14 protein-coding genes and 1 tRNA gene are annotated in these 14,012 nt (G+C 46.2%); 8 read left to right on the top strand and 7 right to left on the bottom strand.

Going from position 1 to position 14,012, the window contains the following annotated elements; all coding sequences use genetic code 11:
• Positions 1 to 39: 39 nt before the first annotated feature.
• The 4 genes from infB to ACNKW2_RS04660 form a co-directional block, all read right to left on the bottom strand.
• Positions 40 to 2,727, bottom strand: a complete 2,688-nt coding sequence (gene infB / locus ACNKW2_RS04675; RefSeq protein WP_336567073.1) for a translation initiation factor IF-2 — start codon at positions 2,725 to 2,727, stop codon at positions 40 to 42.
• 25 nt (positions 2,728 to 2,752) lie between these two features.
• Positions 2,753 to 4,252 (bottom strand): transcription termination factor NusA, encoded by a 1,500-nt coding sequence (gene nusA, locus ACNKW2_RS04670; protein WP_419147492.1) that lies wholly within the window; start codon positions 4,250 to 4,252, stop codon positions 2,753 to 2,755.
• A 39-nt stretch (positions 4,253 to 4,291) separates the two neighbouring features.
• A complete protein-coding gene (gene rimP, locus ACNKW2_RS04665; protein WP_336567077.1) occupies positions 4,292 to 4,747 on the bottom strand; it encodes a ribosome maturation factor RimP in 456 nt (151 codons plus the stop codon).
• Between the two features lie 271 nt (positions 4,748 to 5,018).
• Positions 5,019 to 5,095: transfer RNA gene (locus ACNKW2_RS04660), tRNA-Met, on the bottom strand.
• A gap of 617 nt (positions 5,096 to 5,712) precedes the next feature.
• On the opposite strand from ACNKW2_RS04660, the gene ACNKW2_RS04655 reads away from it, so the two are divergent.
• The 4 genes from ACNKW2_RS04655 to ACNKW2_RS04640 all read left to right on the top strand — a co-directional run bounded on the left by ACNKW2_RS04655 (position 5,713) and on the right by ACNKW2_RS04640 (position 9,715).
• Positions 5,713 to 6,183, top strand: a complete 471-nt coding sequence (locus ACNKW2_RS04655; protein ID WP_336567079.1) for a hypothetical protein — start codon at positions 5,713 to 5,715, stop codon at positions 6,181 to 6,183.
• An 82-nt stretch (positions 6,184 to 6,265) separates the two neighbouring features.
• Positions 6,266 to 6,778 (top strand): hypothetical protein, encoded by a 513-nt coding sequence (locus tag ACNKW2_RS04650; RefSeq protein WP_419147491.1) that lies wholly within the window; start codon positions 6,266 to 6,268, stop codon positions 6,776 to 6,778.
• Positions 6,779 to 6,841: 63 nt separating this feature from the next.
• Positions 6,842 to 8,152 carry a DASH family cryptochrome gene (locus ACNKW2_RS04645; RefSeq protein ID WP_419147490.1) on the top strand — a complete coding sequence of 437 codons (1,311 nt, stop codon included), beginning with the start codon at positions 6,842 to 6,844 and terminating at the stop codon, positions 8,150 to 8,152.
• Positions 8,153 to 8,155: 3 nt separating this feature from the next.
• Positions 8,156 to 9,715: a cryptochrome/photolyase family protein gene (locus tag ACNKW2_RS04640; RefSeq protein ID WP_419147489.1), complete on the top strand. Its 1,560-nt coding sequence runs from the start codon at positions 8,156 to 8,158 to the stop codon at positions 9,713 to 9,715.
• A gap of 18 nt (positions 9,716 to 9,733) precedes the next feature.
• Here the strand turns inward: ACNKW2_RS04640 and ACNKW2_RS04635 are convergent, their stop codons facing one another.
• Both ACNKW2_RS04635 and ACNKW2_RS04630 read right to left on the bottom strand, forming a co-directional pair.
• Positions 9,734 to 10,132 (bottom strand): DUF3019 domain-containing protein, encoded by a 399-nt coding sequence (locus tag ACNKW2_RS04635; RefSeq protein ID WP_419147488.1) that lies wholly within the window; start codon positions 10,130 to 10,132, stop codon positions 9,734 to 9,736.
• Positions 10,122 to 10,940, bottom strand: coding sequence for a MipA/OmpV family protein (locus tag ACNKW2_RS04630; RefSeq protein ID WP_336567088.1), 819 nt, complete (start codon positions 10,938 to 10,940; stop codon positions 10,122 to 10,124). Before ACNKW2_RS04630 ends, ACNKW2_RS04635 begins: the two co-directional genes overlap by 11 nt.
• Positions 10,941 to 11,141: 201 nt before the next feature.
• On the opposite strand from ACNKW2_RS04630, the gene ACNKW2_RS04625 reads away from it, so the two are divergent.
• From ACNKW2_RS04625 to ACNKW2_RS04610, 4 genes are read left to right on the top strand one after another with little or no spacing between them, the layout of a single operon-like run.
• Positions 11,142 to 12,152: a phospholipase C/P1 nuclease family protein gene (locus ACNKW2_RS04625; RefSeq protein WP_419147487.1), complete on the top strand. Its 1,011-nt coding sequence runs from the start codon at positions 11,142 to 11,144 to the stop codon at positions 12,150 to 12,152.
• On the top strand, positions 12,152 to 12,370 hold the full coding sequence (locus tag ACNKW2_RS04620) for a hypothetical protein (protein ID WP_419147486.1): 219 nt from the start codon (positions 12,152 to 12,154) through the stop codon (positions 12,368 to 12,370). The genes ACNKW2_RS04625 and ACNKW2_RS04620 overlap by 1 nt, the downstream gene beginning before the upstream one ends.
• Positions 12,371 to 12,404: 34 nt before the next feature.
• A complete protein-coding gene (locus ACNKW2_RS04615; RefSeq protein ID WP_419147485.1) occupies positions 12,405 to 12,737 on the top strand; it encodes a hypothetical protein in 333 nt (110 codons plus the stop codon).
• A complete protein-coding gene (locus ACNKW2_RS04610; RefSeq protein WP_419147484.1) occupies positions 12,737 to 13,255 on the top strand; it encodes a hypothetical protein in 519 nt (172 codons plus the stop codon). Before ACNKW2_RS04615 ends, ACNKW2_RS04610 begins: the two co-directional genes overlap by 1 nt.
• Here ACNKW2_RS04610 and ACNKW2_RS04605 read toward each other — a convergent pair.
• On the bottom strand, positions 13,252 to 13,920 hold the full coding sequence (locus tag ACNKW2_RS04605) for a hypothetical protein (protein ID WP_419147483.1): 669 nt from the start codon (positions 13,918 to 13,920) through the stop codon (positions 13,252 to 13,254). The two genes, ACNKW2_RS04610 and ACNKW2_RS04605, sit on opposite strands and share 4 nt — an antisense overlap.
• Between the last annotated feature and the right edge of the window lie 92 nt (positions 13,921 to 14,012).

The following is a 14,012-nucleotide window of genomic DNA, read 5'->3' as shown; positions in this document are numbered from 1 at the left end:
GGCTAGCGCCCCCATCTCAAGTATTTTAGTAACTTACAGTTAAAGCGAGCGCTCTACCTGAACCGTTTCAAATACTTCGATTTGGTCACCGACTTTAACGTCGTTGTAGTTCTTAACGCCAATACCACATTCCATGCCGCTACGAACATCCGCTACGTCGTCTTTGAAGCGACGTAGTGACTCAAGCTCACCTTCGTAGATAACCACGTTATCACGAAGAACACGAATAGGTGCACTACGCTTAACTACGCCTTCAGTAACCATACAGCCGGCAATAGCACCAATTTTCGGTGACTTAAACACGTCACGTACTTCAGCAAGACCAATGATCTCTTGCTTAAATTCTGGAGCTAGCATGCCTGACATCGCCTGCTTCACTTCTTCAATCAAGCTGTAGATAACGCTGTAGTAACGTAGATCTAGGTTTTCAGCTTCGATTACCTTACGTGCAGAAGCGTCGGCACGGACGTTAAAGCCAACAATGATTGCATTTGATGCTGCTGCAAGCGTTGCGTCTGTCTCAGTGATACCACCTACACCAGAGCCAACAATCTTAACTTTCACTTCTTCCGTTGACAGTTTAGTCAATGAATCAGCAATTGCTTCAATTGAGCCTTGTACGTCGGCTTTAAGTACAATGTTCACCTCAGAAACATCACCTTCGGTCATGTTAGAGAACATGTTTTCAAGCTTGGCTTTTTGCTGACGCGCTAGCTTCACTTCGCGGTATTTACCTTGACGGTAAAGTGCCACTTCACGTGCTTTACGCTCATCGCGAACGACAGTAGCTTCGTCACCAGCAGCTGGTACACCAGAAAGACCTAAGATCTCAACTGGAATTGACGGACCTGCCGATTTCACATCTTTACCGTTCTCGTCTTTCATAGCACGAACACGGCCATACTCTAAGCCACACAGTACGATATCGCCTTGGTTTAGGGTACCTGACTGAACTAGGATTGATGCCACTGGACCACGGCCTTTATCAAGACGCGATTCAATAACCACACCCGATGCCATGCCTTCTTTTGATGCTTGCAATTCAAGTAGCTCAGACTGCATTAGAATGGCTTCTAGTAGCTCATCAATACCAAGACCGGTTTTCGCTGAAATGTGCACAAACTGAGTTTCACCACCCCACTCTTCTGGGATAACGTCTAGTTGTGCTAGCTCGTTTTTAACGCGGTCTGGGTCAATGCCCTCTTTATCCATTTTGTTTACCGCAATGATAAGCGGTACTTCTGCTGCTTTGGCGTGCTGCACAGCTTCTTTGGTCTGTGGCATTACACCATCGTCTGCTGCCACTACAAGTACCACGATATCTGTCGCCTTCGCACCACGTGCACGCATTGAAGTAAACGCTGCGTGTCCCGGAGTATCTAGGAAGGTGATCATGCTGCCACCGGTTTCAACGTGGTAAGCACCGATATGCTGGGTAATACCACCGGCTTCTCCATCAGCAACCTTGGCTTTACGGATGTAATCCAGCGTTGATGTTTTACCGTGGTCAACGTGACCCATAACCGTAACAACTGGCGCACGCGGTTCAAGCGAGCCTTCGTCACTGCGGTCTTGAAGTACTTTTTCTTCTAGCTCATTTTCTTTCACTAGAACAACTTTGTGACCCATTTCTTCGGCAACTAGCTGGGCAGTTTCTTGATCGATAACTTGGTTAATGGTCACCATGTCACCCATCTTCATCATGGTTTTCACCACTTCTGCACCTTTAACAGCCATGCGTGAAGCAAGCTCTGCTACGGTGATGGTTTCACTGATGCGAACTTCTTGTTTCACTTCAGCGGCCGGCTTTTGGAAGCCATGCTGTAATGAAGTCGGGGCTTTAAGCTTACCTTTTTTGCCTCTTTGTCTTCTGTTCGACTCTGCAGCATCGTCTCTACCAGACTTTTTCTTCTTCTTACGGCGAGCGCTTTTCTCTTCACGAGCATCTGACTCGTCTTCTGCTTCTCGGGCGTAAGTTGAAGTGGTTAAGTGGTGATCTGAGTTTTCCTCACGACGACGACGCTCTTCTTCTTCCGCTTTCCAGCGAGCTTCGTTTTCTTCGGCTAAACGACGAGCTTCAGCAGCTTGACGCTCGGCTTCTTCTTCGGCTTTTTTCAGTGCGGCTGCTTCTGCTTCTTGACGCAGGCGCTCTGCTTCTTTACGTTCTTTCTCTTGTTGCGCGCTATCCACTTCTTTACTCTGCTTATCATTGGCTTGGGCTGGGCGATCGGCATTTGCTTTTCGCTTCGCCTCTTCTTTAGCTTTGCGCTCGGCTTCCTCTTTGGCCTTGCGTTCAGCTTCTTCGCGCGCTTTGCGCTCAGCTTCTTCTTTGGCCTTTTGCTCTGCTTCTTGCTGAGCCTTCAACTCTGCTTCTTTGCGCGCAGCTTCCTCTGCAGCTAAGCGTTCTTGCTCTTTTTGCTGCTCGATTGCGCTCTTTTTAACGTAAGTGCGCTTCTTACGGACTTCTACAGATACCGACTTTGCTTTACCAGACGAGTTAACACTTAGGGTGCTTTTACTCTTACGCTGTAGAGTCATGCGCTCAGGACCGGTTGACCCAGTGCCACCATGTTGCTTGCTTAGGTGGTCAAGCAACTTAGCCTTTTCGGATTCAGTAACTTGGTCGCCCTCGGCTTTTGTGATCCCTGCATCTTTTAACTGCTGTAGTAATTTATCAACAGTTGTACCAATACTCTCGGCTAGTTTATTAATGCTCACTTCTGCCATACGTGATGTTACCTCCGTTAATAAATTACTCTTCGTTGAACCAACAAATGTTACGTGCAGCCATGATTAACTCACCAGCTTGCTCTTCTGACAGCTCTGAAATTTCAACTAAGTCATCAATCCCCTGCTCAGCAAGGTCTTCAAGTGTAACAATACCTTTGCTAGCGAAAACATAAGCGTCGTGACGCTCAAGTCCTTCTAGTGCTAGTAGGTCTTCTGCAGGTTCTGCATTTTCTAGACTTTCTTCATCGCGAAGTGCTTTAGTGGTAAGTGCATCTTTTGCACGATTACGTAGCTCTTCAACAGTGTCTTCATCTAAACCATCAATTTCTAAAAACTCAGCAACGGGTACGTAGGCTACTTCTTCTAATGTTGAGAAGCCTTCGTTAATTAGTAATGTTGCAAAGTCATCGTCAATATCTAAGTGTTCGGTGAACAGATTGATCAGTTTGTCTGATTCTTCAGCGTTTTTACGCTCCATCTCTTCTACCGTCATCACATTTAGTTCCCAACCTGTAAGTTGGCTGGCTAAACGTACGTTTTGACCGTTACGACCAATGGCTTGCGCAAGGTTATCGGCCTCTACCGCAATTTCCATGGTGCGAGTGTCTTCATCCATTACGATTGAAGCCACTTCTGCCGGTGCCATGGCATTGATCACAAATTGCGCTGGGTTATCATCATACAACACGATATCAACACGCTCACCACCAAGTTCGGTAGAAACGGCTTGCACACGTGCACCACGCATACCCACGCACGCACCCACAGGGTCGATACGCTTATCGTTTGATTTCACCGCAATTTTAGCACGAGAACCAGGATCACGTGCAGCACCTTTAAGCTCAATCATCTCCTCGCCAATTTCAGGTACCTCAATGCGGAATAATTCCATCAACATATCTGGTTTTGAACGAGTTACAAAAAGCTGTGCACCACGTGCTTCAGGCTTCACTTCATAAAGTAAACCACGTACACGGTCACCTGGACGGAAGCTTTCACGCGGTAGCATGTCTTCACGGTAAATAACCGCTTCAGCGTTGTTGCCTAAATCAATAACGATGGCATCACGCGTGGCCTTTTTAACCACACCCGTTACCAGCTCGCCTTGCTGATCTTTATAAGCATCAACCACTAATGCCCGCTCAGCTTCACGTACTTTTTGTACGATAACCTGTTTTGCCATTTGCGTTGTAATGCGGTCAAACTTGATTGACTCAATTTGTTCTTCAACAAAGTCATCAAGTTGAATTTCTGGCTCGTCAACCTGTGCAGCTTCAATGGTGATTTCCGCGTAAGGGTTTTCTAAAGAGCCATCTTCTTGTGGTTCAACCACTCGCCAACGGCGGAAAGTATCGTACTCACCGGTTTTACGGTCGATTGAGACACGAACGTCAATTTCACCGTCATGCTTCTTTTTTGTTGCTGTCGCTAGTGCGAACTCTAATGCTTCAAAAATCTTTTCTCTTGGGACTGCTTTTTCATTGGAAACAGCTTCTGCCACCAACAATATTTCTTTTGCCATAGGTAATGCCTCGCTTGCCCTTGTCCTTCGCACTCAAAGTTAGAATTTTGCGATGATATTGGCACGTTCAATGTTGCTCAACATCAGAATAAATTCCTGACCGTCAACCTTTAACGTGATCATATCGCCATTAACTGCTACTAAATCGCCTTTAAAGTTACGGCGACCTTCTTGCGGAAGCTTTGTACGCAAACGTACTTCTTCTCCCACTGCCTCTTCATAATGAGCTTGTTTGAATAGTGGTCTGTCAACTCCTGGAGAAGATACTTCCAAACTGTATTCATTGGTGATCGGGTCTTCAACATCTAAGATAGCACTGACTTGACGACTAACTTCGGCGCAGTCATCTACAGTAATACCGTTTTCATGGTCAATATACACACGTAGTGTAGAATGACGCCCAGCTTGGACAAACTCAAGACCGAGTAATTCAAAGCCACAGGCAGCAACCGCAGGCTCCAACATTTCAGTCAATTCTTGCTCGAGTTTTGACACAGAACTCCTCCATACACAAACAAAAAAAGGGCTTATAGCCCCCAATCATAGCTGCTTGATCTTGGGCTCAGGGTAACCCTTACGCCAGATACGACAACGCCCCGAACCAAGCGGGGCGTCACACGAATAACAAACTGTGTGGCCAAAGGCCGTGCTTGGTTTGCGAGCTGTCTCAGCCAAATTAAATTACGCTTAAGTCAATAAGCAATAATCTAAACGCAAAACGCGCATTACTAAGAATGCGCGAGATCAAAGAATAAATCTTTAAACTTGGTTGCGGGAGCCGGATTTGAACCGACGACCTTCGGGTTATGAGCCCGACGAGCTACCAGGCTGCTCCATCCCGCGCCAACACATAAAACGCAAAAACTGTTTTACTTCTGTCTTCAAAGAAGTGGACATCGGATTTGAACCGACGACCTTCGGCACTTTCAAAGTAACGAGCCCAACAAACTATCAGACCGCTCCATCCCGCGCCAACACATAAAACGCAAAAACTGTTTTACTTCTGTCTTCAAAGAAGTGGACATCGAATGGTAAACGATGACCTTCGGTCTTAATGTTCACAACGGCGTTAACCCGTTAGAACTGCCTAAATATGTTGCGTATTATAAAGACAGTAGCGCGGGATAGCAACCATCAATTAGCACTATCTGTTACTATTCTGCCCCTCAGAAGCTCGCTATTTCAGACCCTTTTATTGAATTTTCCCGATCACCAACTCATTCCTTAATGAGTACTATTTTACGCCCTCTTAGCGCTCTTTTTAGGCTCGTGAATAATGCATCATAAGCCGTCAGGCCAAAGCGCCCCACCTAAACCATTTGTCTTTTATATTTGTAAGTTAAGTCGCACACTGGTTAAGAAAAAGTCTACTAACAATGAAAGTTTGACTATACTTACATTTCCAGCGATTGGTTTTGAGCAAAGGATCCGCTCTTCAACTCACATTTGAAGAGGCGCTTATGAGCATTACCCCTTATCAATATCAGCTTTTGACTCAAACGCTTGCCAGCATTCGGCCTAACTTCCATGGCTTTTGCACCTCATGGCAAACCCAACTATTGCGTTACGACCTCAACATGGAAGTGCCAAGCAACACCAAACAATTAATCATCTGGGAGCATCAGATTTTTGACTTTATTCAAAACTGTGTGATGCGTCTGCCACAGCAAAGCAACCTACTCTACTACTTACAAAAGCAAAAACAGGTGATGGTGTTTCTTGGTACTGCAGAGCAAGACATCAGCGTATTACTAACCACGTTTATTGCCAGCTTAAAACGTCAATTGGGTCGACATTTTACTCATGCGGCTCACAATGCTTGGCAAAAAGCCTTACTTATCATCAAAAACATGCTACTTGAACAATTGTTTGGCAAAAAAAACGTGGTGGCACTAAAAGATTTTAAACAGGCACAAGTTCACGCTACTTAAGCGCTAGTAGAGCAGTGAATTCAGCGTGACTTCTAACCGCCCTAAGCTTACACTCATACAAAAGTTAATTAGGGCCAACAAAATGATTAAACAAACATTTTTTGCACTGCTAGTGACTGCAGCTGTCACCGGGTGTGATGCGTTACAGGATTCGAAAGCGCAACTTGAGCAAGACTACCTGTCACAACATCAACAATTACAACAAGCAATAACGCAAATTCGTGAACAAGGTATAGCCTCGGTAAAAGCCAGTGCCGAAACAGGCAGCGTCGCGGCTTGCGTGGCCACACAATTAGATGCCGACCCGATGGGAGCACTGGCCACTGTCGAGGGGGCGCTGCAAGATAACGCCAACCTTGGAGACATTTTAGCCGCGGTGGAAAACCTATCGACGCAAGAGATCTCACTGGACCAGCTGCCCGAATTAATTCAACAAGGTGCAGACACAGTACGCTACCTCAAGACTTTACTCAGCGAGTACGATTTGTCAGAGTTAAAACAGCAGGCCACCGACTTATTGGCAACCGGTGAAGCAAAAAGCGAAGACGTTGGCGCCCATTTACGAACATTAATAGAGTCTTGCCAAACAAAGTGAGCAAAAGCGCTGAACGCTTCGTAGTATGTCACTATGTGTTGCAGCAAAATGTGAACTATAAACGTGAAGATCGGACTTTATTTATTCGATAACGATTGCCGCCTGAGTGACAATATCGCGCTCAGGCAGCTACGAGAAAAAGCAGACCATTTGGTTTGTGTTTATTTTCCCAGTCCTAGCATTTGGACCGCGAGAAAGTCGCAAACGGAAAAATCAACGTGCGTTAAGGCATTTCAGCAAAATACCCTCTATGCGTTACAAACTGAACTCAACCAGTATCAGCAAACCCTTTTTACTTTGCCTGATCCACTTGCTCTTAGCCATCTTATTCAATTAATTAAAGACCTCAACATCAGCCATGTGGCGCGCTCAGTGCACCCTGGGTATGATGAGCAAAAAGTATGGCAAGCACTACAACATGAATTACTCGACGTTGAGTTTATTTCAGCATACAGCGCCACCTTGTTTAACTTAACAGAACTGCCCATATCCTTATCTGAGCTACCGCCAAGCTTTACTCCATTTAGGAAAAAAGTTGATCAGCTTGAGGTCCGTGAAGCACAGGCAAAACCCTCGAGTCTGCCTCCCCTGCCTCACTCAGCAAATACCCTAAGTTACTTAACCCCTGTGGCAGTTAAGTCCTTACCAGCCTGCCGCTTTAATGCGGGTTCCCACGCCGCAAAGGCCTATTTAGCCGACTACTTTAGCGACGCAACAGCACAGCATTACAAGCAAACTCGAAATGCCCTAATGGGACAACGCTTTTCTACTCAATTTAGTCCTTATCTAGCCTCAGGTGCAATCAGCCCAGTGGAAGTCGTCGCCGCATTACAGCAACACGAGCAGCAGTTTGGTAGCAATGAGTCGACCTACTGGATTTGGTTTGAATTATTATGGCGTGAGTATTTTCACTGGTATAGCCTAAAACATGGCGAACGACTATTCGCATTTTCTGGCGTTAAAGGTAAAACGCCAAAAACCAGCTTTTACCCCGAGCGCTATCACAAATGGTGTGAAGGTAAAACGCCATCACCTTTAATCAATGCCATTATGAACGAGTTGAACGCCACAGGTTGGATCTCCAATCGTGCCAGACAAATCACCGCCAGTTATTTTGTCAATGAGTTGCAGCTGGATTGGCGATACGGTGCCGCATACTTTGAGCAGCGGCTTATTGACTATGATGTCGCGGCCAACTGGGGCAACTGGCAGTACATCGCGGGAGTGGGCGCCGATCCGCGTGGTGGCCGCCACTTTAATATTACCAAGCAACAGCAGCAATTTGACCCTAATGGTGACTACATCAAGGCGTGGCAAGGCAAATCCTATCCAGACTTGGATAGTCGTGACTATGTAGACTGGCCCAAGGAGTGAGATGTGAGCAAACTAAATGGAAAGTATCAAGGTATTAGGCTTATTTTGGGGGATCAACTGAATGCGAACCATTCTTGGTTTAATGATAACAAGCCAGATTACCTTTATGTCATTGCTGAATTACATCAAGAAACCAGCTACACCAAGCACCACGTGCAGAAAGTATGTGCTTTTTTTAAGGCGATGGAAAACTTTGCTACGGCGCTGCGCTCTGCAGGCTTCCATGTCCTGCACCTCACTTTAGATGACAGCAAAAAGTACGCCAACCTCGACGCCTTAATTCAACAGCTCTGTCAGCAATATCAGGTACAAAGTTTTCAATATCAACGCCCAGATGAATACCGCCTACTGCGCCAGCTTGAACAACTGAAACTCGATGAGTTGAATGTTAAAGTCTATGACAGTGAACATTTCTTAGTGGGTTATGATGAGTTCGATGACTACCTCAGCGCTGGCAAGCATGCCACCATGGAGTTTTTCTACCGTAAACTCAGACGTCGTTTTAATATTTTAATGCAAGACGACGAGCCTGAAGGCGGCGAGTGGAACTTTGATGCCAACAACCGCAACAAGCTGAAAAAAAGCGACTTAAAAGAGATCCCCGAACCCTTATGTTTCAGCGATGATGTCAGTGACATTTTAACCCGAATCGAAAAGCACAACGTCAATACCATAGGGCAAGCGAACAAACAGCTGCTGTGGCCTACCACCCGAGCACAAGCCAAGGAGTTACTGCAGTTTTTCTGTGATCACTTGCTTATACGTTTCGGTCAATTTCAAGATGCCATGACCTGCAATAGTGAGCATCAGTGGTCTTTGTATCATTCGAGGTTATCGTTTGCACTCAACAGCAAAATGTTGCACCCCAAGCAGGTTATCGATACCGCTATCGAGGCTTATCGTAACAATAAGGACATTGACATTGCACAAGTGGAAGGGTTTGTGCGCCAAATCCTCGGCTGGCGTGAGTTCATTCGCGCGATTTACTGGTTGAATATGCCTGATTATGGCAACAAAAATTATTTATTGGCGCAGCGTAATTTACCGCAGTACTTCTGGCATGGTGAGACCAAAATGCGCTGCCTTAACGCCACCATTAAGCAAAGTCTTGACTACGCTTATGCGCACCATATTCAGCGCCTAATGGTTACAGGGAATTTTTGCTTACTTACGGGCATTCACCCAGACCAAGTCGATGACTGGTACTTGGGAATTTACATCGACGCCATCGAATGGGTTGAAATGCCTAATACTCGAGGTATGACCCAATTTGCTGACCACGGCATTGTGGCCACTAAACCCTATGCTGCCAGCGGCAACTACATCAACAAAATGAGTGATTACTGCCGCGATTGCCATTATGACGTTAAGCAAAAAAGCACTGATAATGCCTGTCCATTAAACAGTTTGTACTGGCACTTTATGGTACGACATCAAGAGAAGTTTGCTAAAAACCACCGTATAGGCATGATTTATCGCAATTGGCAAAAACAAGACGAAGCCACACAACAAGCGACACTTGAGCGGGCACAATGGTGCTTAGACAACATAGAATCGCTGTAACTAAGCAGAAGTTGGCGCTTAAAACAGGCGCCAACGCCGCTTTTTGGTTTTTACTTCATGCACCCAGTTCACTTCAATGGTAGTCACCGCCAAAGTATCGCGAGTGCGTTTCGAGATAAGCTCATAGCTGACACTCTCAGCTGAACTAAAATCCAGCTCGTATTGAAACTGATTGACCTGTGCCCAGCATTGCAGAATTTTCTTAGATACGCTCTCTCGCAGGCAGTAGTTGCCAGTTTCAGGGGCATTCACCGTGATTTTAACATCGGCATAGCAGGTACGTCCTTGGTTCAATGCCACACATTTGCTCGGCACCGCATGGAGTATTCCAACCGGATCTTTACTATCAGCCAAGGCGCCGAAAGATGCCGAAAAGCCGGTCAACATTAGCGTCCATATTGCCAACTTAGAACACATACTTCACTCCAGAAAAGAACACTCTGGCGTGACGTGAGCGCACCAATGGGCTATCTAAGGTATTTTTAGAGCCCATTAACCAAGAAGCGCCGGCACTAAACACCCAGTCTTTGGCAATGGGGTAGTTCAATTGTAACTGTGCAAACACCGATGACGCGGCGCCTGGTTGATAGGGAAATAAGTAACCATTGCTTTCTGCTTCGCCAACACCGAAGTAATAATTATTAAAGTTGCTGGAGTAATAGTTAGCGCCAAAGTTCAGCCAGAGATCCCAGTTTCTAAGCTCAAAGGTACGGGTTGCTTCAAGGTGAAAAATCCAACCTTCAGTGTCGCCAAAGACATCATAGGCAAGCTCAGCGACAGCCAAAAACTCCCCCACATGGCGATAATAAGAAAACCCTAACGAGTTATCTTGTTTGCGCCGACTGATCCCCTTCAGCTCTGGCACAACGGCATTAGAGTCATCATAGCCACGTTCGCTGAATGGCAACATATAACTGCCATAAATCGCATCTACGCCCCAGTTGCCTTGGTCTACGATTTGATAGCCAATGTCAGAGCCACCAAAAAAGTCACCGGAATGAGAGTTAAGGTAAAAGTTTTTATATTCAAGTTCGGCATCAATTAAGATGGTGCCATGGCGAAAAGTAGGATCGGCTCCCGCCAGCTCTGGCATGCTCATATCGATATAAAACGCACCGAAACTTAACTGCCAAGCAAACTCGTCTTCATACAAACTTTCACTGTGCTCTTTCGAAGCCACGCAGAGAGGGAGCAACAAGGCAATGAACAGCATTAAATTTTTCATAATTATTATCGTTAACGCGGGACAGCTGAGGGTGTACCGGAGATCATACCTGAGTCATTTCTGAGCAACAAGTTTCTTTTAATAAACAATAAAAACACTAAAACCTTAACTTTATTTTAATTAAATTTTCACACAAATTCTCTTAAATATCGAGCTTTAACTGCGCTCACGCATCACTATGTCAACCACAAAGAGGCAACTATGCTCAAGTACATCTTACCTGTTGCGGCCTTAATGGCCTGCTCTAAAGCCGACGCATTCAGTCAAGAAACCCATAAACGCATTGTGATTGATGCGGTCAATTACATGGCCCAACACCCCACCACAACTCAATACGCTAAGCTACAAGCCTATGCACAGGCCAACAATATGTCGGTTGCGCAATTGGCTGATGTACTTGGTCAAGCGGCATTTGACGTGGATGATTTTGAGGACACTTTCTTTTGTGGCGCCATTACCGGAGACTGCGTGCAAGCTCCTTTGTGGGGAGCTGCCGAAAGTATTGTCAAATACACCAGCTATTGGCACTTTCAAAACCATACCCAAGGTCCAGATAGTCATGGTAACGATTTTGGTGGCTATAATTATGAAAAACTCACGGTATGGGGCGACATAGACAATATGGCTGCGACCTGGTTAAAAGGCGATTACCTCGATGATGGTCAAGGAGGTGAAACCGGTTGGTTTAGTGCGGATGACAGCGAGTACAATAGCTATGGCATCACCGAAAAGCACTACCGCATTGATAGCCACTCGAGTTACAGCATGTACGATGACTTCGAAGAAATGCCCTTTCAACCAATCGATAATCTCGGCCAATACTGGTATCAAAGCTATGTCGACAGTGGAAACCCACAAGTATTAGGGTTTGTTTTCCATACCACGGATTTACTTCAGCCTCATCACACTTGGACCACTTCAGCACTGAATCATGCCGGTTGGGAGTCGTGGGTAAAAGACTATTATGACCAAGAATCTTTAAATGACTTCACCCTAGTAAGCCAAGCCATGACCAGCTTTAGTCCAGTAGACACCAATTCAAGCGATATCCGCCCATTACTCACCCAAGGCGGGGCATTTTCTTATGCTCAAGGCGGCATCGTTTTAAACTCTAAAGACCATTACGACCGTGTGGATACTGCAAAACAAGTGATCCCGCACGCCATTGCCATGGTTGTGCACCTGCTTAACCACGCCATGGAAGTAAGATAATGGTCTTACGCGTGTTTTTATTGGTAGGCTTTCTTAGCCTACCTGCTTTTGCCACAGAGACCATTTCACCTGGGCTGGTAAAGCTGGTGCATCAGCTCTACTTGGCGCAAGGGCGGGAAGTCAGCACAGCACAAACTAAGCAGCAGCTATTACAAAATCAGTTTTTACTCAGCCTTTCGCTATGTAAAGCAAGTCCATGCCAGTGCAGCACAGTTTAGTCAGCGTCAGGATGCTGTTGAGTTTCGCCAAGCAGTGCAAGCTAGTTCCTGGCAAGACGCGGTAAAACACTTACAGCCCTCCCTAGTCTGGCAAGCCCAGTTAATGCCAATTAATCGCGACAGCCAACCACGTTGGCAGACACAGCTGGCTTTCACTTTAGAGCCGGGCACAATAAGCCCAGTGATCAGAACGCCAGCGGCCAAATGGCTGGTTCTGACCACGCAATCGCCTGTAACAGACTACTACCCAGTCGATAGCGAAACCGTGCGCTACCAAGCTATGCAGACACTAACTCGGCAAGTCGCCCAGCAGCGCTTTAATGACAAGTACACCGCTTGGCTCAAGCAACGTAAGGAGCAGTTATAATGAACCTCTGGCGCTGGCTGGTTATTATGGTGTTGCTGAGCTTAGTGGCGCACTTTGTCTTTACTTATGCACCGGTGAGATGGCAAAACGCAACAACCCAAGCGCTACCGGCGACCACGGTGGCAAAAGCCAAGGCGCCTTTACCCAAGCCCGCTCCTAACAACCCAGCAACTCAAGCAGCACAGTCTAATACAGCGGTTTCAGCTAAAGTGAAAGCCATCACCGCGCCAAGTTATTTGCCACCCATTGCAACACGGCAGCAATCAGGCTCAAATTATCTGGGCGATTTGGCCGATAAGCACGCCTATCAAGCTTACTTAGATGACCAAGAAGTGGCATTAAAAAGAAGTTATATCGACGCGGTCGATACCAAGGTGGCAACATTAGAACGCCTGTTACAGCGCGGTATTAAAGCTGGGCTGCCGCAACCACAGCTGCAACAAGCCAGAGACAAAATAGCCGGGCTAAAACAGCTGCAGGAGGAGCTTAAACAGGCGTTGGACGGCAAGTCGCGCTAATTAACTTGCAAGGTCACTTCACCGCTAATCACTTTCGGATTTCGCATTACCGCATTGAGCATCATATCTAACTGTCCGCCTTGATACTGACTCAATACTTCTTCTAACACGCTCTTAGGCGTGCTGGGGTTAGTTAAAAGCGCTAAGTGCATCGCAAAGTCTCGCTTAAAGCTTAGAAAAATAAGCGTATTGCGAGGAGTTGCAGGGTTTTGTGCTACGGCCACATCAATCACATCACCGTGAGCGGGGAAGTACTCAATAAGCCCCTCTAATTTTACTGCCGCCGTCGTTTCATCTTTCGCGGTTGCCAACGCGTCAACATGCCGCTGCATAAATAGCAGTATATAAAGCGCTAACAACACCACCCCTGCCCACAACACTAAATGACCGTATTTGACTGCTAATACCAGACCATCGACATGCATATCATGCCGTGCGGCGTGCATTTTGAGAAAGAAATAACTAAAAATCGTACTGAGCAGCCAGAGCAAAAAGCTGTATACCAACATCATGTCCACGCCACTGTCTGAGGCAAATGGCGAGAAACTAACGTCATGGTGAAACTGCGCCGACATTTGAAACAACACCGTGAAAAAAATAGCGGTGAGAACTAACGACCCTCCACCGGATTTTAGTAATAACACTAACTTAGCTTTTAATTCCATGGTTTCCTCGGCAAACACATATCAACCAGTGTCACCCTACAGGGAAACAACACGAAAATACACCTCAGCGAAGACGCCAAAAAGCGAATAAC

This window comes from Pseudoalteromonas 'SMAR', from assembly GCF_048515945.1.
In the GTDB taxonomy this organism is placed as follows: Bacteria; Pseudomonadota; Gammaproteobacteria; order Enterobacterales; family Alteromonadaceae; genus Pseudoalteromonas.
Note: the sequence above shows the minus strand (reverse complement) of the source record. Positions and strands in the feature narration are given on the sequence as shown.